This is a genomic window from Grimontia sp. AD028 (genome assembly GCF_000973155.1).
GTDB lineage: Bacteria > Pseudomonadota > Gammaproteobacteria > Enterobacterales > Vibrionaceae > Enterovibrio > Enterovibrio indicus.
In genome coordinates, this window is sequence record NZ_LASY01000031.1 from 46,362 (window position 1) to 71,785 (window position 25,424).

Below are 25,424 nucleotides of genomic sequence, written 5' to 3' on the forward strand. Positions count from 1 at the left end.
GCATTTGCGCCTCCCATTTTTATCGCTCCTATTCGGGAGCATCTGGAAGCAGAAGTATGTTCTCGTTAAAACGTGTGCTTGCTGGCAGTTTGCTGTTGTGTTCAACCGCGAGCTGGGCGGACTCATTTTCCCTCCCTATCTGGAAAGAAGAGGCCGAAGCATTGGGTTATGTCTTACCAAAACCGTTCGGGTTTGACGTGAGCTATATGAGCCTGGAGCAGGGTATTGCAGTGGATTCAATTGGGTTTGAAGGGTTGGTGGCGAAGGTGCCGGAAATGACAATTCCAACACTGCCTTTTCTTCCTGACATTGTGATTCCGGGTTTCGACGTCCCCATCCCACGCGACATAATCGATATTCAGGCGGCACAGGGAAGACAAAAAAGCGAAGTGCTTTCTGTTCGTGGCGATGTCTGGCTTTTCCCTTTCTTAAATGTATATGGTCTTGTGGGTAAGCTCGAAGGTTATTCAGAAACCAGCGTGACCGTTGGCGTTAAAGGTTTTGATAAGCGCAGCGAGCCCATCGCATTCAGACTTGATTTGGATGGTGATTTGTATGGCGGCGGCATTGTGCTGGCCGGTGGTTACGGGAACTGGTTTGGTCTTGTAGATGCAAGCTACACCAAAACCAACTTGACTGTGATTGACGGTGCGATTGATGCCTATGTGGTGTCACCGCGCGTTGGCTACGACTTTCACTCGAAAGGCGTTCCTATGCGTCTTTGGGCTGGAGCCATGTATCAGGACGTTGAGCAGTCACTGTCAGGCAACCTTTCAAGCCTTGACTTGCCTTCAGGTCTTTCCGGTTTGCTAGGAGCAGTGAATCAAGATGACGAAGGGCGTTTCCATGTCGAACAGCGATTGACGACCCCCTGGAATCCGATCATCGGTATGCAATACCAAATCTCGCCGCATTTATATCTTCTTGGTGAAGCGGGGCTTGGCGATCGCACCAGTGTGTTCTTCTCGATTGATATGCGTTATTGAGGGGAAACATGAAAGCGATGACATCTCTGGCGCTGCTGATGCTGGCATTGCCAACCTTGGCGCAGGCTTCCGAGACTGACCAACAGGATTGGATAGATAAGCTTCTGACAGAACTGGGCTCAAGCGAGAGCATCAATGTCGAAGAGGGCATTGATTGGGGCGTATTGCCGGGGCCATTTGTGAACCCAGAACAAGGCTTTGGTTTCGGTGTGGCCGCTGTGGGTCTGTATGCGCCTTCAGACTGGGTTGAGACCACGCCTTATTCCACTGTGGCGGTGAAATCTTATGTTTCGACCTCAGGCTCCTATGGTCTCGGTGTGGAAAACCGCACCTATTTGAATGGCGATACCCTTCGTTTTTTGGCAGATGGATGGATCAGCCATGCGCCGGGTTATTACTGGGGTATTGGCCGTGATGCGGCGGAGAACAGTGATAACAAAACCAAGCAGCAGGCGCAGATCCTGAAACTGTCTCCGAAGGTGTCTTATCAATTCCTGTCAGAGTCTTACATCACTGTCGGCTGGGATTTTCAGCGCCTGACTCATCAGGAGTCTGATGGGCCGATTTTGTCAGGCTCAGCGCTGGATGACGCCATCAGCAGTGGTGCCGTGATGGCACTGGAGTACGACAGCCGGGATTTCGAACCGAATCCGGAGCGTGGCCGATTGGTCAGCGCCGAGTGGGTGTCTTACCGAGATGCGTTTGGCTCCGATTTCAACTACGACAGATTCACGCTGAACTACCGTGAGTACCAGCGCCTGTCGAAAGACAGCATTCTGGCGTTGGATATATATGGCCAGGGCGTGACAGGTGATGTGCCTTGGTATGCCTATTCCGAGCTTGGCAGCGACAAACGTATGCGCGGCTATTACATCGGTCAGTACCGCGACCGCTATCAGCTTTCCGGGCAGATGGAGTGGCGACACCAATTCAATGCCCGACACGGCATGGTGACTTGGGTGGGTGCGGGCAACATCGCGCCGGATGCGGACGCATTGTTTGATAACAGTTGGTTGCCAACGGCGGGTATTGGTTATCGCTTTGCCTTTAAACCGCGGATTAACGTGCGTTTCGATTTTGGTATCGGCAAAGATAGCAGTGGGTTCTATTTCCACATTAACGAAGCGTTCTAAACAACAATCATGATGGTGAGCTGAGTGAAACCTTTTGGTCGCCGCCTGTTAATGGGTGGTCTTTTTCTGAGTGTCAGCAGTGTGGCATTGGCCAACGCACCTGTGGGTGTTCGCCCTTGCTGCGCCTTCGGTAAAGATTTAAAAGCACAGGTTGGCGGTGTGCCCGTTCCCTTCTTTTCGGTGGGCAACGTGCTGGAAGCAAAAGGTGTTGGCAACCACCAATACAATGATGGTTCGCAAGGGGTTTCCAGCAGTTTGCTGGGGATTGGCGAAGAGCATAATGGGCTTATCTTCACCCAAAAAGGCGGTTTTATTGATACCGCCCATGTGCGTGACACGGCAGATTTCACCTATTACCTGTTCAACGAAATCCGCTATCGCATAGGGACAGACGCAGAGATTCCACTGCCCGCAGAACTTCGCGACCGCGTCATTGTTTTGAAGCGCAACGACGCCCCGTTAAAGGCGCAGGAAAAGCATGAAATCGCGGTGGATATCGCCGGTGTCATGGCATTTCGTCTCGCCCAGTGGCATGAGATTGCGCAGTGGTTCGGCTTGGTTTCAGTGGCGGGTTTCAAAGAGCTCGCATCGGCTTACTCGCCGGAAGATCTCTACTCCAATATGCTGGGCGCCAAGCTTGCAATGTCCATCTTGCGAGAAACACCCGATTTGACGCTGGTGGAATTTGGCGAGGCCATGGATACCGCTTTTGCAGAAAAGCTGTCTGCGCTGGAAGCTGCGCCAGAACGTGAAACTTCTAGGCGTATTGAAGCGCTGGACGGGCAATGGTGGGACAGCACTAAGCGGTTGCCAGACAAATGGGTGCTGCTGCATCGTGACTATCATCTTGCCTTGTCTTTAACACCCAATGGTGTGGAAAACGGGGAGTTGCAATCACTACCTGTTGAGTTGGTGAATGGTGAGTTGCTTTCAAACTGGGCGCAATTTGAAGCAAGGGCGACGAGAAAAGAAAACGCATTTAGTGTGTTGCCGGATAGCCTGAAATCAAAAACAGTGTGGACAGAATCTGACTTTCAATCGTTGGCGAATTTCGCAAAAGCGGTGGATGAAACAACCCGTCCCTAAGGTCAACGAAACCTAGTAATTTCAGGTTCTCTAAAAATACAAAAAGGCGACATTATGTCGCCTTTTTGTATTTCTGCTGCTGAAACTATCAAAACAGCAGAAATGATCCCCAGGTGATCACCACCAAAAGCAGCGCGATAAACACTGCAGCAGAGCCAATATCTTTGGCTCTCCCGCTCAGTTCATGATGCTCTGGGCCGATGCGATCAACAACCGCTTCGATGGCAGAGTTAATCAGCTCTACAATCACCACGATAAACAGCGATGCCACCATCAAAAGTTGTTCGACCTGAGTCACAGGCAGAAAGAACGAAAGGGTGGTCATCACGATCAACAGAACCAATTCCTGTCGAAATGCCGCTTCATTGTTCCATGCAGCGCGAAGTCCCTGAAAGGAGTACCCGGTGGCATGCAAAATGCGCTTCAGGCCAGTCACATTGGGTTTCATCTATGGAAATCTCAGGTTCTCGAACAAAGCGTTATTTTGCGCGTGAATAAGAGAAATATCCATGCTTTTAGCTGATTAACTTTGTGCTGCTTTTTACCGAAATAAGTACCAAATCAACGTGAACCGCACAGCTGCGGTGTGTTTTTTGTCCACTATCACTGATGATTTAAGTCTGACTTCGAAGAAGCCAGTGAAAAGGACAATTTCTCTAAGCACCCACAGGTCAAAAGAGCCTGAATGTCAGGGTGCTGCATTAAAAACCTCATTTAAGGACAAAACCATGTTCCAACAAGCAGTAAAATGGACGCTCTATTTCTTCACGATCTTTGTGGTGGGCTTTGCACAGGCCGCCTCAGACAAATCTCTCAATGCCCTACTCAATGCCGCAGGCGTGGATGAGATGGTGAACCAGTTCCCGGCAACGGTGAAACTGGGCATTCTCGAAGCCCAGCAACAACAGGGTGCGTTATCAGAAAAAGAAGTCAACGCCATGTTGCAGGCTGCAGATGAAACTATCGTGCCGGCTAATATCCTTTCCGGCATTCGTCAGTCCCTTTCTGGCGCTATGGACGACGAACAAATCGCGACGCTGATACGCTGGTATGAATCCCCGCTGGGTAAGGCGTTTACAGAGGCTGAGGCCAGAAGCGGGACGGAAGAGGCATTCGCCGCTATGTCTGCTGAGGCTCCGGCTTTGATGAAAAACCAGCAGCTTATTGCCCAGGTACAGAAAATCGATCAACTGCTCAATGCGACCAATATTACCGTTAACTTTTATGAGCAAGTTCAGTTGGCAATTTTTGCGGGTTTGATGTCAGCACTTCAACCTGATGTCCCCTTGGATATGGACAACATGAAACAAGAGCTGAGTGCGATTCGTCAGCAATCCACTGCTAACGTGCAGCAGATGGTTACGGTTTCTCTGGCTTATGCTTACAAAGACTTTACGGCGGAAGAGTTGGATCAATATATCGCGTTTCTTTCCACGCCTGATGCAAACCGCTTCAACCAAATTGCGGTGAAAAGCATGATCAATGAGCTGGAAGCGAGCTTTATGGCATGGGCGAAAAGAGTGGGAGCAATAACGAAGGAAAAATAACCTTTTCTCGAAACAAAAAACGCCGCGATGAGCGGCGTTTTCTTTTTGCTGAAATCAGCGGTTACTTAGCAAAGTTCTCTTCGAAGTACTCGATGATGTCGTCAGACTCATACATCCACTCGACCGTGCCATCGTCATGCTCGATGCGAAGGCAAGGTACCATTCCGCGACCACCTTCAGTGACCAACTCCTGGTAAGCTTCTCTGTCCGCACCCACATCAACCAGTGCCACATCAAGATTCATCATCTTCAATGCCGCACGGACTTTGAGGCAGAAAGGGCAGTAGTTTTTGTGGTAAAGGTTGTGAGCATTTAATTCAGGCATACTTCTTCCTTTTTTAGTATGAATGGTCTTGCTCGGCATAAGACCCGCGTTTTTGAATATTTTATTCATTGCTAAAGTAATAAGTTTAATCACCACGGAATCTCTTCACCTTGGTAATTTAAGAACCGTCCACTGTCTTTCGCTTCAAGCCCTTCCAACACTGCATAAAGTCCCTGTGCAGATTCTTCCGCGGAAATGAGCGCATTTGGACCGCCCATTTCGGTTTGCACCCAGCCAGGATGCAAGGCAATGGCGATAATGCCCTTTGGTGATAAGTCGTTTGATAAGCTTTTTACCACGGAATTGAGCGCCGCTTTGGACGATCGGTAGATATATCCGCCACCTGAGGTGTTTTCCGCCATGCTGCCCACTTTGGAAGAAACTGCAGCGAAGGTGCCTTTGGTTGCTAAAAGGTGCGGATAAAACGCCTCTGCGATTTTGAGCGGGGCGAGGGTGTTGATTTCCAGCACTTTGCGCCATTCATCCATGTCGGTATTGCCAAACCCATAGCCTTTGGGGCCGTAGTATCCGGCATTGTTGAGGATAAGGCTGTACGGCTTATCGGAGAGCGACTGCGCCAACGCGTCAACCGCGGCGTGGTCTGTGACATCCAGCGCGTGGATACCCAGCGAATCATATTTTGTTACGAGCGAGTTCAGTTCTGCGGCTTCGAATGGCTGACGGCAGCAGGCATCGACGTGCCAGCCAGCGTCGAGATAACGTTGAGTGAGTGCGAGTCCAATACCGCGGTTGGCCCCCGTGATGAGCATGTGTTTGGTAACATTGGCCATCGTCATTCCCTAAGCTTGGGTATCAAAGTGATGGCCATGGTAGCAAATTCTCAGCAAAACAGACTTTGCTGTCAGTCCCTTTTCATCGAGAGCGTAAGCGCGTAGCGGTAATGCGCAGCGTCGAGCAAGAACTCTGGATGCACACTTGGACTCCAGGAGTCATCGCCCCCAACCCCCATGTGGTAGCCATCAATGCGCAGATAGATGTGATCGTCTGGCACTAACGCCTCCTGATGTTTGGCCTCAGTGAGGCTTTCCTGACTGTAGCGGCTGACCGAGAAATGGAACATGCCTTCAATCCGAAGATTGTCGATATCCAACTGGCGAACATCACAACGCAGCCCGTTTTCTGAGGGAAAAATGTAAGGCGTGTGCATGTCGTCGATGCTGGCGAGATAACGGCTCACCATGGCACCGGCTTTACGGTCTGGGTAGTTCTCGAAAGGCCCGCGACCAAACCAAGCCACAGAGTCAGTGAGCGGTAAAGCAAGCTCCAGACCAATCCGTGGAAGTGACGGTAAATCCTGCGCGACATTGACATCGACGGTTAGCGCGATAGTGCCGGAAAGGTCGACTTCATAGCGCCAGAGCGTGCTGATCACCATAGCTCCACCGATGAAATAACCATGGTGGGAGCGGATTTGCACTGTATCAGACAGCACATCGACGGTGTTGAACAGATTCTCATGGCGCAAATCAAACAGGCCGGATTGCTGCCACTTTCCAAGCCAGGCATTGGGGTCAGGACGGTCTGCTTCGCTCGCGCCGATATCATTGTCGATAGGCGGGCGGATAAAGTTATCTTTTGGCGCATCAAGAAGCTGTTCTTCGCCTTCAATCAACCAGCGCACCAAATGGCCGCTTTGCTTGTCGAAGTCGAGTTCGAAGTGATCGCCTTTGACCGTCCAGTGGTCTGGCTCATCAATCACATCAGGCAATCTGTCCGGTGCCAACTCAGGTGATTGCAGTGCGCGGTAAACCGGCAGCACCAATTGCCCCCAACCGATAACGGTGCCTTGCGGCGCCCAAGGCTCATCAGAAGAAAGCACGACCTCAATATTCAGGAAATACTCCTGATTGTGTTTAGGGTACGGCAGGGATTTTGCCAATTCTACCTGTGCCGTTTTCCCCGCCAGCAAATGCAAGGCTTGTTCGCCATTGGTGATTTGCTTGCCATTGCCTTGAATAGACCAGCGCAGCGTCAGATTTTCCGGCGCATGGAATTGGTATTCATTGGCAAGCGAGACAACCAGAGGATACGTCCCTTCCAGTTTGTAACTGAAACGCTGCTGGTGGAATTTGGCTTCGAAAGCGGTAGGGTGCGGTGTTCTGTCAGGGAACATTAAGCCGTTGATGCAGAACTGGCGATCGTTCGGCGTGTCGCCAAAATCACCGCCATAGCACCATTGACTGCCTTGATCATCTTTCCGTACCAGTCCCTGATCAACCCAATCCCAGATAAAGCCACCCTGAAGGCGGGGATAGCGCCGGAAAGCTTCCCAGTACTTATCGAAACTGCCAAGACTGTTGCCCATGGCGTGGGCATATTCGCAAAGGATCAGCGGGCGGTTTTCATTCGGTAGTCCAATCCACTTGGACAGCGCCCACTTTGGCAGGCCGAGGTCTGTCTGATCTTGCTCCACGCGTGCATACATGGGGCAGATGATGTCTGTGGCCGCAGTGTCAGCACCTCCACCTTCATACTGTACGGGGCGGCTGGGGTCGCGTTGTTTCACCCACTGGTACATAGCGTGGTGGTTATTCCCAATGCCGGATTCATTACCGAGAGACCAAATGATGATGCAAGGATGGTTTTTATCGCGCTCCACCATGCGGGTGACACGTTCAGTGTATGCACTCAGCCATTCCGCGTTGTCAGAAAGCTGGCACATCGGCACCATGCCGTGGGTTTCGATATTGGCTTCATCAACCACATACAGCCCAAGTTTGTCGCACAGGTTGTAGAACGCAGGATGATTAGGGTAATGCGAGGTGCGCACGGCATTGAAGTTGAATTGTTTGATGAGCTTAAGATCTTCTTCAATGTCTTCGACGGTTTGCACGTACCCTTTTTCGGGATGGAATTCATGGCGGTTCACGCCGCGGATCAGAGCTGGAAGATCGTTGATTTGCAGCAGGCCGTCGCTGATACCCACTTGTCGAAAACCTACGTTGCAGGCTTCGATATCAATAGGTTCGTCGTTCTCGTCCAGCAGCATGACGACCAAACGGTAGAGGTGCGGGTCTTCATCGCTCCAAAGCCTTGGGCAGGAAACGATGAGTGAATGTTCGCAGCGATCTCCCCATGCGCCACGTTCGTCAATGACGCGTTGACCGGATTCTGCAATGACTAGTCCGCTGAGATCCGTGCCTTCATCAAAAAGCTGAATAGCAACTTTGTTGTACTTGCCTTCAAGCTTGGTGGTGACGTTCAATGTGCCGACATGGTGGGTCGGGTCTAGCACGGTGTTTACGGTGAAATCGGCGATTTGGTGTTTGGGCTTTTTGCGCAGGGTGACATCGCGGAAAATTCCGCTTAGCCACCACATATCCTGATCTTCCAGGTAGCTGCCATCACACCAGCGCAACACCACTGCAGTTATCTGATTCTCGCCCAATGCGACGAAAGGGCTGAGGTCGAATTCGGCAGGCAGGCGACTGTCCTGGCTGTATCCGACGAAATGGCCATTGCAGAACAGGTAAAACGCCGAGCTGACCCCCTCAAAACAAATCAGGGTTTGTGCATCCAGCCAACCATCATGCAACTGGAAGGTGGTGCGGTAAACGCCGGTTGGATTTTGGTCTGGCACCTTAGGAGGATCGACCTCAAAGGGATACTGCACATTGGTGTAGATCGGAATGTCGGAGGTGTCTTCCAATTGCCAGTTTGAAGGCACGGGAATCGTGCGCCAACTTGCATCATCAAACTCTCGGTTTGTGACCTCTGAAGGGACAAGTTCTGGCGAATCAAAGAGAGAAAATTGCCAGTCACCGTTCAGGGAAACGCGGTGTCGTGAGACGGGAATTGCGTTGTATTGATCATCCAGCGCGGCTTCTACGCTCGGATAAGACGCCATGGGGCAATGTGCCGGAAGGCGGTTAAGCTGCGTGACGGCGGGATTTTCCCATTGGCGACGACGGATCAATTCTGCAAATCGGGTCATGTTGTGGTTCTCAAACTCGTCAATTCAATGCGGGGCCATGAAACGATTACGGTTCAACGGTAAAGGACAACAACATGGCACTTTCTGGGTCCATTACTGGCAAGCTTAGTCCAATTTGGCTTAGCTGATCGCCGTTAACGACCGGCATTTTTTCAATCCAGACAGGAAGATGCTTCATCGTCTTGCTAAAAGCCGTGGGGGCATCGACCACCTCGACACGGTAGCGTTTTTCCTTGCAAAGAACGGGTAATCGCAGTCGTTGTCCAAGCGCATGTTCCTGCATGGAGAGTTGCACGACGGCCAACAGGACCACGCTGTCATCCATCACACCGTAGATATGGGTACCGGAATCCACAGATGGCAACACAAAGCTGGTGCCGCTGTGTAGCAGAGGGCGATATTGCTTGTGGAGCGCGATGTATTTGGAAAATGCGCGGAGCTCGCAATCCTCTAGCCCTTGGGGGTCAAGTTCCGCACCCATATGGCCAAACAAGGCGGTAATGCCCCGAAGTGACATGTCATGGCAGCGTCTGGTGGTGTGGCTCAGCCTGGGGCCAATGTGGCTGCCCATCACTTCCGGCGGGAAAAACAGCTGCATGCCGCGTTGGATAGTTTGGCGTTCTAACGCATCGTTGCAGTCGGAAGTCCAGAACCTATGGGTGCGTTTCAGCACTTCATAATCCACGCGACCACCGCCGGATGCGCAGGATTCAATTTCTACATAAGGGTGTTTCTCACGAAGTGCGTCAATCAGACGATAATACGCCAGCGTCTGGCCGTGATACGCTGCATTGCCTTGGTGTGCGGCTTGCACCAGCTCGCGGTTCATGTCCCACTTTAGGTAGCCAATATGATGATCGGTTAGCAGGCTGTCGAGTGATGACAACAGGTAGTTAAACGCGTCGGGGTTCTGTAAATCGAGCACAAACTGATGACGTCCAGCCGGCTGTTGATAACCGAGCTCATCCATACCCAGCATCCATTCTGGATGGGCGCGGAAAAGCGCAGAGTTTTTGCTGACCATTTCCGGTTCCACCCAAAGGCCAAACTCCATCCCTAGCTGGTTAATGTGTTCGATAACCGGCTTTAACCCTTCAGGGTACTTGCGCTTGTCCACCAGCCAGTCACCCAAGGCACGGGTATCATCATCTCGGTTGGTGAACCAGCCGTCATCGAGAATAAAGCGCTCAACACCGAGTCTGGCGACGGCCGTGGCCATTTCCATAATGCGTTGGGGCTCGTGGTCAAAGTAGATCCCTTCCCAGGTATTAAAATGTACAGGGCGCAGTTTTGATTGTGGAAAGCTCAGGATTTGATGGCGTACAAATTGGTGGAAGCGCTGCATCATGCCGTTAAGACCTTCTGCACTGAAGACGGCATACAAGTCGGGGGTGGCGAAGCTTTCTCCGGGGGCAAGGCTGATTTCACCCGCTGCCAACAGTGCCTCGGCTTGCAGGTAGCGCCTGCCATCACTTTTCACCTGCGCCTGAATGCGGTGATTACCGCTCCAGCCCAAGTGCATGCCAATGAGATTGCCACTCAGTTCGTGGGTTTCTTTTTGCAAAGCGACCAATCCCGGGAAAGACTCATGGGATGTACGACCTCGGCGGTTTTCCTGCACAAGGCCTCCGTGTTTGAACGAGAGGCGTTGCTGTTGGAACTCGTGGGACCATCGGCCGTGGAAGCTGATCAGATCGAGAAAATCGTCATCGACTGGCAATGTCAGCGCGAGCCGTTGAATGGAATAATTCGTCGTTCCGGTATTCGTCAGTGTGTGGTTGAGCGTCAGCACGTCGCTGTCTTCATCCAGAACAAGCTTGGTGCAAACCTCAAGCCCAGAACGGGGATCGCTTAGGAGAAGCTGTACGCTGCCCGGAGAGGTGGTAACAGACATCAATTCAAAGACCGGTGCCCAGTCCTTTCCATCACGGTGCCCTTCAATGCCCGGGCTGCCAAAATCGCCGCGGCCTTGTTCTGGGAGTAAGGCCAGTGGCATGGCTTCATCGAGCCTTGCCTGTCCAACCGGAAGGTCAAAAAGCGAATCATTGGGTGACGTATCGGCATCAATTTTCTTGCCCCAGTAAACCATGGCGGGGACAGGCTTCAACGTCAGAATCAGGCTGGTATGCGCTGATTGCAAATGAACGAAGTTTTCAGGCGACGCTTCGCTTCCTTTCGTGGACATATTAGCCATGAATCCATTCCCTTTGTTGGCGTCTTCGCGCCTGATAAACGGCGCTATTCGCTATTCGCTATTCGCTATTCGCTATACTCGGCGACAGAGCTTCTTGTAATCAGTATGGGTGTGTAGCTGCCTTTTTCTTCTGGAACCGGCTGTTGGATTGATAATGCGATAGCCTGCTCTGCAGCTAGGGCGGCCATTTGTTCAATCGGATAGCGCACTGATGTGAGTTTCGGGTGGAGATAGCGGGCGATGAGGCTGTCATCAAAACCCACGACCGAGACATCCTCCGGTACACGATAACCGCGGTCGGTCAGTGCGGTGATGGCACCGGCTGCCATGACATCGTTGTAGCAAAATACGGCGCTGAGGTGTTCGTTATCCGTCATCAGCTTTGCCATAGCGCGCTCGCCACCGGTTTCTTCCGGTGTATCAAAGGCCATCATAACCGGGTGGGTCTCATCGGTGACGCGATAGGTATTCAGCGCGTCCTCATAGCCTTTCTGACGCTGCACCGTATCTTCGATGGAGTGACTGGAACCGATATACGCCACATAGCGGTGACCCTTTTCGATGAGATGTTCGGTGGCCAAATAAGCGCCGCGATAGTTGTCGAGGTAGATGCAGCGATCTTCCAAACCCGGGATTAAACGGTTGATAAAGACGATTGAACCATGCTCTTCCGAAAAGGCACGGAGCGTGTCGTCGTCCAGCGCTTTGCTGTGCACGATTAGCGAGGCGACCTGATTCTGAATCAGTGATTCAATGGCCTGCTTTTCCCTTGCGGCGTCGTGGTAGCCGTTGCCAATCAAAAGGTGATGGCCTTGCCTATGGGCAATGGTATCAACGTGTTTGACCAAGGAGCCAAAGAAGGGGTCAGACACGTCCGCCACAACAACACCAATCGCTCGGCTTCGCTTGCTGACCAAGGTGCGTGCTGCGGCATTCGGACGGTAGCCCAGCTCGCGCATAGTGCGTTTTACCAAATCGGCGGTATCGGATTTGGTGAGCGGCGAACCGTTGATCACACGGGAGACCGTGGCAACTGACACGCCTGCCTTGCGCGCGACGTCTTTAATGGTTGCCATTAAGAAGATCTCCTATCAAATTGCCTGAAAGCGGCATTGTCATTACTCCTGCGCGTTGGCAGTGAGTGGTGCAGGGTCTTCCTCGCCTTCCGGACGAAGGGTTAATGCCTGTTCGTTGCTGTCGAACAGGTGAATGTCGTCCGGAGAACAGTGCAGGGAGACGGTCTGGAAGGCTTTCACGGCGTTGTCACCGGGAATGTGAACCTTGAATCCGTCTTCACCGCAATATTGGCCGAACAGGTAAGTACTGTTGCCAAGGCGTTCCACCACTTCACTATGAAACTGGAAATTAAAGCCCGGGCCTTCGCCAATCTGAATGTGTTCAGGTCGGATGCCGACGGTCACTGCCTCGCCTTCGTTGACCTCACGGGCAACGCTGACAGTCAGGGTTTGGCCGTCAGGCATAGCGACAGCGACCTCATTGCCGTTGATGGCAGAAATGCGGCCGGGGACAAAATTCATTTTCGGTGAACCGATGAAACCTGCCACGAACAGATTGGCGGGATTGTGATATAGCGCCAAAGGTGAGCCAACTTGCTCCACATTTCCGGCTCGCAGCACCACGATTTTGTCGGCAAGTGTCATGGCTTCGACCTGATCGTGGGTCACGTAAATCATGGTGTTACCCAGTTCCTGATGAAGCTTGGCAATCTGCAGACGCATTTCAACGCGAAGCTCAGCATCCAGATTAGAGAGCGGCTCATCGAACAGGAAGACTTTAGGATCCCGCACAATAGCGCGACCAATCGCCACTCGCTGGCGTTGACCGCCAGACAATGCTTTGGGTTTTCTGTCCAGCAGGGCTTCAAGTTGCAGGGTTTTGGCAGCACGGTCGACGTGCTTGTCGATTTCCGCTTTGTCGACGCCGTTCATTTTCAGGCCAAAACCCATGTTTTCCATGACCGTCATGTGCGGGTAAAGCGCATAGGATTGGAACACCATGGCGACACCACGGTCTGCCGGGTCAACATCATTCACCTCTTTGCCGTCGATGGAGATGGTGCCATCAGAAATGGTTTCAAGACCCGCAATCAGGCGCAGCAACGTAGACTTGCCACAACCGGAAGGGCCAACAAACACCACGAACTCTCCCCCGCTGATATCCAGGTCGATACCGTGAATCGTTTCGATTTTACCGAAGCGCTTAATAACTTTTCTCAGTGTGATGTCGGCCATACTGCGGTCCCTATGCAATCAGTTTCTTTTTGGTGATTCGAATTTCGTCGTTTCGGTCACCCTTTTCTAAAAATAGGCGGTTTTTCGACGAATGGAAACGTTTACATTGTCGTTTTTGTGAACTAGTTTTAAACAATGAACTCGCGTTGGTTACATTTTAGTAACAAAAAATGCGTCGGATATCGCGCGTTGTTGGTTCATCAACGTTAGAAAAACAGGACGTAATATGACTGTGCATTCCTCATCAGTATCCAAGCCTTCCGCTGTTCAGCGAAGTCAGTTGGCAATGGCACCTTGGTTCTTCCTTGCCCCTGCCATTGTTGTCTTCGCGATATATGTGCTTTATCCCATTGGTCAAAGTGTCTGGCTCAGCTTCTTTGAGTGGGACGGTCTGGGAGAAAAAACCTGGGTTGGCTGGGAAAACTACATTGAGCTTTTCGATTCAGACGCGTTTTACACCTCTTTGGTGAACAACTTCCTCTGGATGATCCTTTTCATGCTTGCCCCCCCGATTGGCCTTCTGATTGCCCTCTTTCTCAATCAACAGGTGGCAGGTATCCGTCTTATTAAGGCGCTGTTCTTCTTCCCCTTCGTGATCTCGCAAGTGGTGGTGGGCTTGGTCTTTGCCTGGTTCTATGACCCGTCATTTGGTCTGCTGACGCAATTTATCGTCGCGCTGGGGTTTGATCCTATTTCGATTCTGGCTGATGAAGATCTGGTGACGTACGGCATCATCGCAGCCGGGCTTTGGCCTCAGGTGGCCTATTGCATGATTCTCTACCTGACGGGTCTCAATAACCTCGACCCTGAACAGCTGGAAGCGGCGCGCCTTGATGGCGCAAAAGGCTGGCGAATGATGTGGTATGTGGTGGTACCGCAGCTCAAACCCGCCACTTTCATCGCGGTGGTTGTGACGGTGATTGGCGCGCTGAGGTCATTTGACTTAGTGGCGACCATGACGGCAGGTGGTCCGTGGGGCAGCTCAACGGTATTGGCGTACCTGATGTATGAAGAGTCTATTTTCAATTACCGCATGGGTTACGGTGCGGCGGTCGCCGTGGTGCTCTTCCTGATTATGGATATCTATATCGCCTGGTTCCTGTGGCGAATGCTGAAAGGAGAGCGTTGATATGTTTCCAAGACCGATTGAACAGCGCGGCAAATTCGTCAACGCCACGTATCGCATCTCGCTCTACATTGCAGTGTGTCTTTGGCTGATCCCCCTCGCGGCGGTGTTGATGACATCTGTGCGCTCCATCGCCGACATTAACGCGGGGAATTACTGGGGTATGCCGGATGAACTGCAACTGGTCGAAAACTACACGCAGGTGTTCACCGCAACCCCGATGGGACGCTACCTGCTGAACAGCTTGTTGATTTGTATTCCTGCGGTAGCAGGGGCGGTGGTGCTCTCGACCCTCGCGGGTTATGCACTGGCCAAATATAAGTTCCGCGCCAATATCTGGCTGTTTGCTCTGTTTATCGGCGGTAATTTTGTTCCGTTTCAGATTTTGATGATCCCGGTTCGCGACCTCACCATCAGCTTCGGTCTATATGACACCCACTGGGCGCTGATTTTCTTCCATGTCGCCTTCCAAGCCGGTTTCTGCACCTTATTCATGCGTAACTTTATGATTGGCATTCCCGATGCTCTGATTGAGGCAGCGCGTGTGGAAGGGGTCAGTGAGTGGCGCATTTTCTGGTATGTGGTTCTCCCTTTGGTGAGACCCGCACTGGCAGCATTGTCTGTTTTGGTCTTTACCTTTATTTGGAATGACTTTTTCTGGGCTCTGGTGCTGGTTCAAAGCGATGAAGTTCGTCCTGTGACTGCAGGCCTGAACGCATTGCAAGGACAATGGCTTGCATCCTGGCAGTACATGTCGGCAGGCGCAGTCATCGCTGCACTTCCGCCTGTGGCACTGTTTTTCACGATGCAACGCCACTTTATTGCTGGATTAACCTTGGGCGCAACCAAAGGCTGATCCCGGTTTAACGAAAGTAAGGATGAAGGATATGAGAACGCTTGCTAAGAAAAGCATGGGCATGATCAGCGCTCTGATGCTGGCGCTCAGTGGTTCAGTAACCGCAGGGACGCTGGTGATTAACTCTGATGCCTCAGACCCAGCGCCAAAGAAAGCTTGGGCAGAGGTGATTGAAAAGTTCGAACAGGCGAACCCGGATATCACGGTAAAATACAACCTGTATGACCACGAAGCTTACAAGACCACGATTCGTAACTGGCTGGTGACTTCTCCACCGGATGTGGTGTTCTGGTATGCGGGTAATCGAATGAAAACCTTCGTCGACCGTGGTTTGTTTGAAGACGTGAGCGACATGTGGCAAGCCAATGGCATGGACAAAGATTTTGCCAGCGCTATGCCAGCGATGAGCGTCAACGGCAAGCAATACGGGGTGCCTTATACCTATTACCAATGGGGTATCTACTACCGAAAAGACCTGTTCGATAAATACGGCATTGCGGTGCCTAAAACATGGGGTGACTTGGTTGCCGCCTCTAAAACCCTAAAAGACAACGGCGTGACGCCATTTACGATCGGTACTAAGTATCTTTGGACGGCAGCGGGTTGGTTCGATTATCTGAACATGCGCGTGAATGGTCTCGATTTCCACATCGATCTGATGGATGGCAAAGTGCCTTACACCGACCCACGCGTGAAAGCCGTATTCGAAAAATGGAATGATCTGGTTGAGCCGGGCTACTATCTCGACAACCATGCATCTTACTCTTGGCAGGAAGCCCAACCCTTCCTGTACAACGGTGAAGCAGCGATGTACCTGATGGGTAACTTCCTTGCAGCAAACTTTACCGATGAAGTGCGTCCAAACATGGGCTTTTTCCAGTTCCCTGTGATTGATGCCAGTGTGCCAATGGCGGAAGACGCGCCGATGGATACTCTGCATATTCCTTCCAAAGCAAAGAACAAAGAAGATGCGCGTAGGTTCTTGGCGTTTGTGGCGCAGCCTGAAATCCAGACCATGATTAACGAAGCGCTACTGCAAATCCCGACCAATAACAAAGCGACGCCTAAAGACGATGAATATTTGAATGCAGGTGTGGTGATGTTAGGTGATGCGGCGGGTACTGCGCAGTTTTACGACCGTGATACCGATCCTGCGATGGCGAAAGAAGGCATGAAGGGTTTCCAACAATATATGGTTCACCCAGACCGTATCGACAAGATTCTTGAGAAGCTGGAAAAAACGCGTAAGCGTACTTTCAAGCAATAGCGTTTTAAGCTAACTAAGAAGCTTGGTTGATAAAATGAGAGCCACTAATGTGGCTCTTTTTTGATGCGATGCGTTTTTAGCGTTCAAGATCTGGGCGAAACATCAATCATAAAAACATAGAAACGTTTTTTCTCATCTAGATTGGCGCGATCAATACTTGACAGGGTATTGAAGCCAATAGTTTGATGCCTCATGAAATCTAAAACTGCTTGCGCAGGCGCTAGTGAGGTTAGCGGACCACTTAATCTTAACTCACAAGAAATAGATTTACATTCGACGCCGTCGAGCATTATCTCTTTCTCATTTACATAGATGGCAAAGAAATCTTGTATTGCCTGTTGTGATTGAAACTGCCACTCCGGATTAACTGTCTCTTCCTGAAAAGTGCTGTGTTTTCTATAAAAATCTTTGTAAAACTCAACATCTTTTGATTTTTCAAGGAAAGTGTCATAGGGAGAGCCTTCCTTTGAAACTGACTCGGACAAATCCGTGGCGTCATTCACAACACCTGAGTAATTTTCATCACTCCTTGGCCCAACCCCTACTTCTATGTTCGGAATTGATTCTTGAACGCTATGCGCGCTTTTAACGCTGTTACTATCAGAAAACGCCTTTGTTGTGATTGATTCTACATTATCATCTGAACTGGGCATTAGAATTGGACTTGCGCCAGCTTCACTCTCTTCAACCTTGTTTTGAGTCAAAACTGAAGGTGCATTGACAGAATTTGTATTTAACGAATTGTGAGCCACCCAGGCTCCTGAAGGTGCACCGATTAAAATACCCAAAAGTATGAAAAAAAGGGGCCTCATTACTTAACAACCTGCATGATGCTATCTCTCGATATGTCATCGAAAATCGGATAGATAATCTCATCGATTGGATTTAATACTCCGGGGCAAATGCCTCCACCAGAACCTCCTAGAGCAAAATCGTCTTCTAAGGCAGGTCGAAACTTACATACCAACCAGCAATTTGGCAAGCAGCCAGTGTCATCACAAATATCAGGGCCACATTCAATTCGGCAAGGCTCATCTTCACCTGAGTTTGTGATGTCTGTACCAATCTGAGGAACCAATTCTATACCAGAAATCGGAGTACCTTCATCGAGGCAAGTTGTAGCAAACGCTGTTAAAGGCAATATCAGCAGAGTGATAGTGAAAAGGAACAATCTGAACATAGGAATACCTTCATAATCAAAAAAAGAGGTGGCAGACAATAACCATAATAAGGCAGTCGGCTATTGGTAATATTGATAAAGGAGAGGAAAGTCTAATATCGAAAATGAAACCTATCGCGGGAAGAGCTTATTTGCGAGTAAGTCCCAATAGTTACACATCGGCAAATGAATTTCTTGCAAATTAGCTTAAATCGAAGTGGGTAAAATCTATGCCGTACTCTAACATTCTGTACTAATTTTAAGATCCCAATGTGTAAAATGAATTGCTGACAGGAAAGGGCAATGCCAAATCTGATCAACGCCAGCTACTCGAACAACATGTACCTCAGCGCGCGTCAGCGTGAGAAAGATGAGGCGCAGTATGGCGCGCGTAATGAAGGCGTGAAAACTGATCAGTCGTTGACTCCCGCAGAACGAGCGGAAATGCTCCGAAAAGAGCGCGAAGAGAAAATGCAGGCGGATAAAGCACAGGAAGATTCGCCACAGCGCGGTGATTACCGCGGCTTGATAGACCGCGTGGCGGAGCAGGAAGCCAAAATGGCAAAATTCTCAGCTTACACTCAAGGTCAGCAGCAACTCTTAAAACAGGTCGAAAAAACCATCGCGCCTAACGAAGGCGAGACGAGTTACAACTTCAAGGTTTAGTTTCCGCAACTCTTTCATTGACTGGCGATACCAATCGAATATCTATCACTTCCAAGTCGTGCCTTAGCGTGTCATATATCCCAACACAAGCTTTGTTGGCTGGTAGGTAAAGAGGCTCGTAACCAGGTTTGATTATCTGACTACCACCCAAAGGTTTACCCTCAGTAAAATTCAATGCATGTGGCCAATTGCATTGGATGAGTGTTGCGTTTGTTGCTTCCGATAACGCCTTAGGTGCTTTTGCGTCCGCGGCTTGATCGTACTCGCTGTTGGAGAGCGAGCGAGGTGTTGCCTCCATGTACCCCGGCCACACGATGATATCTGGCATATTGGGAGAGATTTCAGTCAGAAACCAGTCAAGGTCATCAATTTCTCTGCAAATCACCACCCCAATGTCTAAGCCGTTGAGAGAGTAATTATTTCGACCTGACCCCTCTGAGAATATGCGTCTTTCACTTTGTGTTAAGCCGACTTTGTGCCACTGAGACTTCAAAGTTCCACATCGGCCAAGTAAAAGATAGCTATTGTATATCGCATCATCGGAGTAGGTAGGCGTCCCGACCATGATGTTTACCCTTGCTTGGTATGCCGAACTAGCGAGAAAATCAATAGCTCGTCGCGTGGTCTCTTCATTAGAATGATTGAGCACTTCTCGATGGAAACCGGTTGTAGCAAGCTCGGGAAAAATAAGCAGATCTAGGCGATTGAAGCGGGCGCATAGCCGTGATATTTCGGCGACGTTTTCATCTAAGCTCCACGCCATAGGCATTTGGATAATCCCGACGTTCAAAATACCTCCTCTGATGTTCCCCAATGCTTGGTAGCAATCTCTTTGTGGGAAGCTAATCTGCCACAAAGTAGTATTGGAAAAATCAGTGGTAAAGACATACGCGAGGTATGTCGTGAGAATTGCTGAAAAGCATGTTCAAGAGAATAAGCGAAATCGAAACTCTAGAGCACTGGGGTTGAGATGAAGTCTAAATCCACTCCTGTGCATCTGCTGACACTGTGACATCAGTTTCCAGCGCGCCTGTGTGCTGGGTGGACGCTGGTTCAATCATCATGAAGTGGGTATCTTCCTTTGCCATCGGACAATGTTCCACACCTTTTGGCACCACAAACAATTCCCCCGGATTGATCACAATGTCTCCGTCGCGAAGCTTTAAGGTCAGCTGACCCTTCAGCACCAGAAACAGTTCATCCTCATTCTCATGGCTATGCCAGACCAACTCGCCGCTGCCTTTAGCAATCTTGACCAACTGTCCGTTAGATTCGGCGATGATTTTGGGCGTCCAGATTTCATCAAACAGAGAAAACTTATCGGTCAGGGCAATTTTGTCCATCACAATGCTCCTGTGGTCTGTGCACGTTACTGCCATATTTTGGTCACGATTGTTCGTCATAATGCCATTTCTTAACGCCTGTATTGCCCGCTTTGTTCGCTTTAATCACCCAATCAAACAAGAGAGGGCAAGACGATGAAAAAGCAACCAAACAAACACTCATTTACGCTCGGCATCCCATCCTGGCTTTGGCCTGTTTTGATCAGCATGGTTTGGGTGATTCAGCTGGCGGCAGAATAAAAAATAGAGTGTTTAGCGGTGGGCGTGGTACCAGCGTTTTACAGGCTCTGGTAAGCCAAACACTCTCAGGTTTCCACCAACCACCAGCATCACGCCGAGCACCGATTGCCATGTCCATTCATAGCCTTCAAAAATGGTCGACAAAGACAAGGCAACAAGCGGGAAGAGGACGGTGCAGTAAGCCGCTTTCGCCGCGCCAATGCGCCCAACCAACGCAAGGTAAGTATTGAAACCGATCACAGAGCCGATGATGGCGAGATAGACCAACGCGGATACATACAGCGGCGTGGTGGTGAAGGCGAGTGAATGACCCATGAACAAGGCGATGGCGAACAGATACAGCGCACCATAACCCATGGCCCAGCCCGTGGTTGGCAGTAGTGGCATGCCTTTTTGTTGAGCGCGGGCAGAAACCAGATTACCCATGGAAAAGAAGTAAGTGCCAACAAAGGTGACCCCAAGGCCGAGCAAAATGGTGAGATCCATGGCGGAGTGAATGAACTGGGCGCCAAACAGCATCAAGATGCCAGAAAAACCCATGAGTGCCCCTTGGATGAAAGATGCGTCGGGACGTTTTTTCTCAAGCCACCAGAGGTTGAGCGCATTCAGGATCGGGGCGAGGGAAAAGACGACCGCGTTGAGCCCACTAGGGATGTACTGGGTGGCGAAATAGAAACAGAGAAAGTTATTGGAGAACAGGCAAAGCGCCAGCAGCACCGCCATTTTGTGGTTTTCTTTGGAAAGTCGGGGCAGCTTGCCGCGCAGGGCAAGCCAAGCCAGAAGCGCAGCGGACGCGATAGCAAATCGCCATCCCACTGAAACAACAACCGGGGTGTCTCCAATCTGGAAGGCAATCGCCAACCAGGTGGTTCCCCAGATTAATACCGTGATGATATACAGCGTTACGTTCATAACTTCCCTTATCCTTACTTCAGCCAACTATCGTTGTTTTTTCGCCAATCTATCTCCGAGACATGTATTAGGCTTTCAGCATCCTGCGGTTTTTATAGATTCTTGCGCTTTTTTCCTTCCAAGCATGTTCAACCAGAGGAAGTGCCGATATATTGGGTCGAGAAAGGAGTGGTATATCAATGGACAAGGATTCGTCTCAAACCCTCAAAAGGCAGCGAGTTTACAACGTGTTGAAGGACAACACGGCGCGGCTGCACAATGAAATCTGGCAGGACAATGGCCTGGGGGCTGCTGTGTGGAGTAACAGCCACGGCAGTGCCAGCTATGAAAAGCCGGGTCATCACACGTTGAGTTTCTATCTTAGCGGTGGACAGAATACCAAACGCTGCCTGTCCGGTGGTGACATGTTTGGCGGTGAAGACAAGCTGTGTCTGATGCCAACCGATCATCGCTCGCAATGGTCTTTTGCCGATCCTTTCAGCTTCTTCCATTTCTACTTCGAACAGAAGCATCTACAGAACTTTGCTGAACAGGTGTTCGATAAAGAAGGCCGGCATATTGAGCTGAAAGAGTGCACCTTTGTTGATGATCCTTTCGTCAACCAATTGGTGCGCCAGACCATGCTGCAACTGGATTGGGAAAGCGATACTGATAAGCTGATGATGTCTCATGCCCAGCAAATGCTGTTGCTTCACTTGGTGCGCCGTTATTGTCAGTTGCCACTGCAATTGCCGCAATCACAAGGTGGCTTGTCTCCCCAAAACCAGCGGCTGGTGATAGATTTCATTGAAAGCCACCTGATGCAGTCTTTTTCCTTAAGCGATTTGGCAACACTGACGCAGCTCAGTGAGTTCCACTTTGCGCGTATGTTTAAAGTCAGTTTCGACTGCACGCCACACCAGTATGTGTTGTCACGCCGCATTGCCCGCGCCAAAGATCTGCTTCAAGAAAATATTCTGCCGCTTGCGGAGATTGCCGACGCCTGTGGCTTCTCTTCTCAACAACACCTTTCCCAGCAGTTCAAGCAACGTGTCGGCAGCACACCCGCTGCTTTTCGTAAGGCGCAAAACCGACGTTAAGGCCAGTTTGAAAGCGCTTCTGCACGATCCTCACTTTTAATACACGCCTTTGCTCTCATGGCGCATAGATTGAGAAGTTGGGAAAACTCATTTCCCGCTGACTGGTCAATTATTGCGATGCATAGGAGAGCCTGCATGACGACCGAGAACACCACGCCTTTAGAGCATTTCGTGCACGCTTCCCGAGAAACGGGCGCGATATGGGGTTTACACTGTAAAGATGGTTGGGTGATTTGTGATTCAGCTATCTACGAAGATACGGATGTGATGCCGTTTTGGTCATCCCGTGAAGCGGCGGAAATTCACTGTATTGATGAGTGGGCTGACTTTGCACCTGTTGCTATTTCTGTTGAGGAGTTCGTGGAGGAATGGCTGGTGGATCTCGCTAATGATGCGGTGATGCTGGGGCCAGATTGGGGCGATGATCTGTGTGGTGAAGAAGTAGAACCTGTCGAACTTGCACAAAAATTCCTTATTCAATAAGAGGTTGTGATTCACTGTCAATCTCCATGTACAAAATCCTCTTTACACCGTGCTCACCTGTAGCACGCGCGCTTGCGTTGCCTTCTGCCGTTACCGACTGCTATTCCTATTTAGGTGAATTAACAAGGTCGTAACAACTTTTGAGTGTTGCGACCCATTGCAAGGGATCGCTTGGTAGGAGGATTAACGATGGCAACGACAACAATCAACCCAATGGGGACTGACGGCTTCGAATTTGTGGAATATACCGCGCCGAATGCCAAAGGCATTGCTGATCTGAAAAACCTGTTTTCACTGATGGGGTTCGCGGAAATCGCCAAGCACAAGCACAAAGATGTGTGGCTATACCGTCAGGGAGATATCAATTTCATCGTTAATGGTGAGATTGATTCTCAGGCAGAGGGTTTCGCCAAAGCGCATGGTGCCAGTGTGAACGCCATGGCGTTCAGGGTGAAAGATGCACGACATGCCGTCGACTACGCTATGAAGCAAGGCGCAACGGCGTGCGATGCACGTGTGGGGCCGATGGAACTGAATATCCCTGCTATCCACGGCATTGGTGATTCTTATCTCTACCTTGTTGACCGTTATGGCGACAAGGAAATCTATGACATCGATTTTGACTACTACCCGGACTGGCGTGAACGTCTTGCTGCCTCTGATGCGGGATTGCAGGTGATTGATCACCTGACCCACAACGTTGAGACAGGCAATATGGATGTGTGGGCCGATTTCTACGACCGTATTGCGAACTTCAAGGAAATCCGTTTCTTCGATATTGAAGGCAAGCTGACGGGGCTAAAATCCCGCGCCCTTACTGCACCCTGTGGAAAAATCCGCATCCCAATTAACGAGTCCAGCGATGATAAATCCCAAATCGCGGAATACCTCAAAGAGTACAACGGCGAAGGTATTCAACATATTGCCCTCAGCACTGAGGACATCTACAAAACTGTCGAGTCGCTGAGAAGCCGGGGCATGCGCTTTATGGACACGCCAGACACTTACTATGAGAAAGTGAATGACCGTGTGGAAGGCCATGAAGAGAGTGTTGATCAGCTAAGAGAACTGCGCGTGCTGATTGATGGCAATGTGGAAACAGGCATTCTGCTTCAGATTTTTACCGACACTGTGATTGGACCCGTTTTCTTTGAGATCATCCAGCGTAAAGGTAATCAAGGCTTCGGTGAAGGTAACTTCCAGGCGCTGTTTGAGTCGATTGAACTCGATCAAATCCGCCGAGGCGTGTTGGACGCGGGTTAAACTGCCCTTAAAACTTGGAACAGGCCAATCGGCCTGTTCTTCGTTAAACGTCCAGCGATCGGTCGTTCGCCCGCATGTCGAATAGCAACTGGTAGAAAAACTCTTTACGCAGTGTAGAGCTGCTCTCATCAAAACGAATGCCCGCGGTTGGCGGTTCTTTGTCATTGTTCACGGTGACGACTTTTCCGGTGATGACACCTCTTAGATCGCTGCCATATTCAATCTGAATTTTTAAGGTTTCATCTTCGAAGAAAAGGTGTTCGTCGCCCGAGGCTGAAAGACAACAGCCAGAAACAGAGTAATCTATTAACTGTGCTTTGAATGGGCCTTCGTCCGCGTCAGCACGTAGGGTAAGGTTGGTATCTATACGGGGTTCCTGCCGGATTTGTCGGTGGGCAATACTTTCCGGCAATGACACAATCAACAGGCGGATGGGTTTTTGAATCACGCCCATGACCAATGAGCGGAATGCAATTACGTCTCGGAATTCGCTGTCTGTAATAGCTCGGATAATCAGCTCGTTGTTGGGAATAAAAAAGCGTTCGATGATGGGATCCTGACCGTTTGGGCAGTCAATCAGCAAAAACTGATCTTTGCGATAGCCAACAATGCGGGAGGTGACCTGCGTTTTTTTGGGATCGTCAGAAAGCTCAATGTTGAGCCGAGCTCCTACAGACAAGAGTCGGTAAAAACTGTCTGCCGAATCTTTCTTCACTGCTTGCATATCGCTACGTTCCCCTGATGGCCGCAGTTACAGATAGTCGCTGATGATGCTTGCCAGCTGACCGTTATTGCGCATCTCTTGTAATCGCTTGTCCATGAATTGTTGCAGTTCTGGGTCAATGCCCGGTGAATAGGCCAGGTGGATGTTGTATTTTGGGATCAGGTTGTTAACCTCAAACAGGGTGTAATCGTTTTGAGTGAAGCCAAGGCGCTTGAGGTGGTATTTCAGCCTTAGATCCATTTCAACGAAGCCGCCAACACTTTTGAGACGATCAACCACACGGAAAGCCGAATCGTAGTTCTTGACCCTTACTTCACTGACTGCCCCTTTTTCTATTTGCTCTTCAAGGCCGGGATAGTCGAAACCGAACAGGAGCACCGCGATTTTTCCGTTTAAATCTTCCGGGGTTTGGTAAGCAAAATCTGAATCTGCTCGGCTGAGGATGCTGTGCTCAACTTCCAAAACCGGGTACGCGGAAAGATTGGCGGCCTGCATATCGCCCCAAGCGGGGCTGCCATAGGTGACCCAGTTTTTGTCTTTGTGTTTATTGAGTTCAGCAAGGTAGCGGTTAAACGGGTAGGTGTGGATGACCAATTGGTGCTCAGTGCCTTCGAAAGCCTGTTTTAGCACATCAGTGACAATGCCACGATGGTTCTCACCTTTGGTTTGTATCTGCAGTGGCTCGGCCTGATCTTGTATCACAAAGTATTCCAACACTGTTGCTGAAGCGGTGGCCGAGAGCAGAGCAAAGATCACCGGCACGCCGATGACACGAAAAAGGACGCTGGGAATGGATTTCTTTTCGGACATAGTTTTGACCATCCAAGT

At 50.3% G+C, this 25,424-nt stretch carries 25 protein-coding genes; 11 read left to right on the top strand and 14 right to left on the bottom strand.

The features are described 5' to 3' along the window. Positions 1–56 precede the first annotated feature (56 nt). The 3 genes from RN22_RS07775 to RN22_RS07785 are packed head-to-tail and all read left to right on the top strand — an operon-like array spanning position 57 to position 3,205. Positions 57–986 (top strand): hypothetical protein, encoded by a 930-nt coding sequence (locus RN22_RS07775; RefSeq protein ID WP_046303801.1) that lies wholly within the window; start codon positions 57–59, stop codon positions 984–986. 8 nt (positions 987–994) lie between these two features. Further along, positions 995–2,119 (top strand): BamA/TamA family outer membrane protein, encoded by a 1,125-nt coding sequence (locus RN22_RS07780; RefSeq protein WP_046303802.1) that lies wholly within the window; start codon positions 995–997, stop codon positions 2,117–2,119. A gap of 51 nt (positions 2,120–2,170) precedes the next feature. Further along, entirely contained in the window at positions 2,171–3,205 is a 1,035-nt protein-coding gene (locus tag RN22_RS07785; RefSeq protein ID WP_046303833.1) for a DUF4056 domain-containing protein, read from the top strand. Positions 3,206–3,293: 88 nt separating this feature from the next. Here RN22_RS07785 and RN22_RS07790 read toward each other — a convergent pair whose 3' ends face one another. Further along, positions 3,294–3,653 carry a diacylglycerol kinase gene (locus tag RN22_RS07790; protein WP_002536704.1) on the bottom strand — a complete coding sequence of 120 codons (360 nt, stop codon included), beginning with the start codon at positions 3,651–3,653 and terminating at the stop codon, positions 3,294–3,296. 280 nt (positions 3,654–3,933) lie between these two features. Here RN22_RS07790 and RN22_RS07795 point away from each other — a divergent pair, with 280 nt between their 5' ends. Then, positions 3,934–4,752: a DUF2059 domain-containing protein gene (locus tag RN22_RS07795; protein WP_046303803.1), complete on the top strand. Its 819-nt coding sequence runs from the start codon at positions 3,934–3,936 to the stop codon at positions 4,750–4,752. Between the two features lie 61 nt (positions 4,753–4,813). On the opposite strand, the gene RN22_RS07800 is transcribed toward RN22_RS07795, so the two are convergent. From RN22_RS07800 to RN22_RS07825, 6 genes are all read right to left on the bottom strand, one after another. Then, a complete protein-coding gene (locus RN22_RS07800; protein ID WP_052737507.1) occupies positions 4,814–5,077 on the bottom strand; it encodes a glutathione S-transferase N-terminal domain-containing protein in 264 nt (87 codons plus the stop codon). Between the two features lie 89 nt (positions 5,078–5,166). After that, a complete protein-coding gene (locus tag RN22_RS07805) occupies positions 5,167–5,868 on the bottom strand; it encodes an SDR family oxidoreductase (RefSeq protein ID WP_156168186.1) in 702 nt (233 codons plus the stop codon). 71 nt (positions 5,869–5,939) lie between these two features. Then, a complete protein-coding gene (locus RN22_RS07810) occupies positions 5,940–9,032 on the bottom strand; it encodes a beta-galactosidase (RefSeq protein WP_046303805.1) in 3,093 nt (1,030 codons plus the stop codon). 46 nt (positions 9,033–9,078) lie between these two features. Continuing rightward, entirely contained in the window at positions 9,079–11,226 is a 2,148-nt protein-coding gene (locus RN22_RS07815) for an alpha-galactosidase (protein ID WP_046303806.1), read from the bottom strand. 65 nt (positions 11,227–11,291) lie between these two features. Next, positions 11,292–12,302 carry a substrate-binding domain-containing protein gene (locus tag RN22_RS07820; protein WP_046303807.1) on the bottom strand — a complete coding sequence of 337 codons (1,011 nt, stop codon included), beginning with the start codon at positions 12,300–12,302 and terminating at the stop codon, positions 11,292–11,294. 42 nt (positions 12,303–12,344) lie between these two features. Further along, entirely contained in the window at positions 12,345–13,478 is a 1,134-nt protein-coding gene (locus RN22_RS07825; RefSeq protein ID WP_046303808.1) for an ABC transporter ATP-binding protein, read from the bottom strand. A 286-nt stretch (positions 13,479–13,764) separates the two neighbouring features. Here RN22_RS07825 and RN22_RS07830 point away from each other — a divergent pair, with 286 nt between their 5' ends. Genes RN22_RS07830 through RN22_RS07840 form a run of 3 tightly spaced genes read left to right on the top strand, consistent with a single transcriptional unit; the run spans position 13,765 to position 16,727 of the window. Then, on the top strand, positions 13,765–14,607 hold the full coding sequence (locus RN22_RS07830; RefSeq protein WP_369700095.1) for a carbohydrate ABC transporter permease: 843 nt from the start codon (positions 13,765–13,767) through the stop codon (positions 14,605–14,607). Between the two features lies 1 nt (position 14,608). After that, complete coding sequence (locus tag RN22_RS07835; RefSeq protein ID WP_002536722.1) at positions 14,609–15,460, top strand: carbohydrate ABC transporter permease; 852 nt, start codon at positions 14,609–14,611, stop codon at positions 15,458–15,460. A gap of 55 nt (positions 15,461–15,515) precedes the next feature. Continuing rightward, positions 15,516–16,727, top strand: a complete 1,212-nt coding sequence (locus RN22_RS07840) for an ABC transporter substrate-binding protein (RefSeq protein WP_369700096.1) — start codon at positions 15,516–15,518, stop codon at positions 16,725–16,727. Positions 16,728–16,810: 83 nt separating this feature from the next. Here RN22_RS07840 and RN22_RS07845 read toward each other — a convergent pair whose 3' ends face one another. Together RN22_RS07845 and RN22_RS07850 are read right to left on the bottom strand one after the other, a co-directional pair. Continuing rightward, a complete protein-coding gene (locus RN22_RS07845) occupies positions 16,811–17,479 on the bottom strand; it encodes a hypothetical protein (protein ID WP_156168187.1) in 669 nt (222 codons plus the stop codon). A 59-nt stretch (positions 17,480–17,538) separates the two neighbouring features. Next, positions 17,539–17,907, bottom strand: a complete 369-nt coding sequence (locus RN22_RS07850; protein ID WP_046303812.1) for a hypothetical protein — start codon at positions 17,905–17,907, stop codon at positions 17,539–17,541. Between the two features lie 282 nt (positions 17,908–18,189). Between RN22_RS07850 and RN22_RS07855 the strand changes: the two genes are divergently transcribed. Then, the gene (locus RN22_RS07855; protein ID WP_046303813.1) at positions 18,190–18,552 is read left to right on the top strand and encodes a hypothetical protein; all 363 of its coding nucleotides are present in this window, start codon (positions 18,190–18,192) and stop codon (positions 18,550–18,552) included. Here the strand turns inward: RN22_RS07855 and RN22_RS07860 are convergent. The 3 genes from RN22_RS07860 to RN22_RS07870 all read right to left on the bottom strand — a co-directional run bounded on the left by RN22_RS07860 (position 18,542) and on the right by RN22_RS07870 (position 21,047). Continuing rightward, positions 18,542–19,342 carry a carbon-nitrogen hydrolase family protein gene (locus RN22_RS07860; protein WP_046303814.1) on the bottom strand — a complete coding sequence of 267 codons (801 nt, stop codon included), beginning with the start codon at positions 19,340–19,342 and terminating at the stop codon, positions 18,542–18,544. The two genes, RN22_RS07855 and RN22_RS07860, sit on opposite strands and share 11 nt — an antisense overlap. Positions 19,343–19,529: 187 nt before the next feature. Next, the gene (locus RN22_RS07865; RefSeq protein WP_046303815.1) at positions 19,530–19,895 is read right to left on the bottom strand and encodes a cupin domain-containing protein; all 366 of its coding nucleotides are present in this window, start codon (positions 19,893–19,895) and stop codon (positions 19,530–19,532) included. Positions 19,896–20,147: 252 nt separating this feature from the next. After that, positions 20,148–21,047, bottom strand: a complete 900-nt coding sequence (locus RN22_RS07870; RefSeq protein ID WP_046303816.1) for a DMT family transporter — start codon at positions 21,045–21,047, stop codon at positions 20,148–20,150. A gap of 179 nt (positions 21,048–21,226) precedes the next feature. Between RN22_RS07870 and RN22_RS07875 the strand changes: the two genes are divergently transcribed. The 3 genes from RN22_RS07875 to hppD all read left to right on the top strand — a co-directional run bounded on the left by RN22_RS07875 (position 21,227) and on the right by hppD (position 23,872). After that, positions 21,227–22,126: a helix-turn-helix domain-containing protein gene (locus RN22_RS07875; protein WP_046303817.1), complete on the top strand. Its 900-nt coding sequence runs from the start codon at positions 21,227–21,229 to the stop codon at positions 22,124–22,126. A gap of 135 nt (positions 22,127–22,261) precedes the next feature. Continuing rightward, positions 22,262–22,609 (top strand): DUF2750 domain-containing protein, encoded by a 348-nt coding sequence (locus RN22_RS07880; protein WP_002536736.1) that lies wholly within the window; start codon positions 22,262–22,264, stop codon positions 22,607–22,609. 189 nt (positions 22,610–22,798) lie between these two features. Then, positions 22,799–23,872: a 4-hydroxyphenylpyruvate dioxygenase gene (gene hppD / locus RN22_RS07885; protein WP_046303818.1), complete on the top strand. Its 1,074-nt coding sequence runs from the start codon at positions 22,799–22,801 to the stop codon at positions 23,870–23,872. Positions 23,873–23,915: 43 nt separating this feature from the next. Here the strand turns inward: hppD and RN22_RS07890 are convergent, their stop codons facing one another. Further along, positions 23,916–24,596 carry a flagellar brake protein gene (locus RN22_RS07890; RefSeq protein ID WP_046303819.1) on the bottom strand — a complete coding sequence of 227 codons (681 nt, stop codon included), beginning with the start codon at positions 24,594–24,596 and terminating at the stop codon, positions 23,916–23,918. Between the two features lie 27 nt (positions 24,597–24,623). Then, entirely contained in the window at positions 24,624–25,406 is a 783-nt protein-coding gene (locus RN22_RS07895) for an ABC transporter substrate-binding protein (protein WP_046303820.1), read from the bottom strand. Positions 25,407–25,424 lie beyond the last annotated feature (18 nt).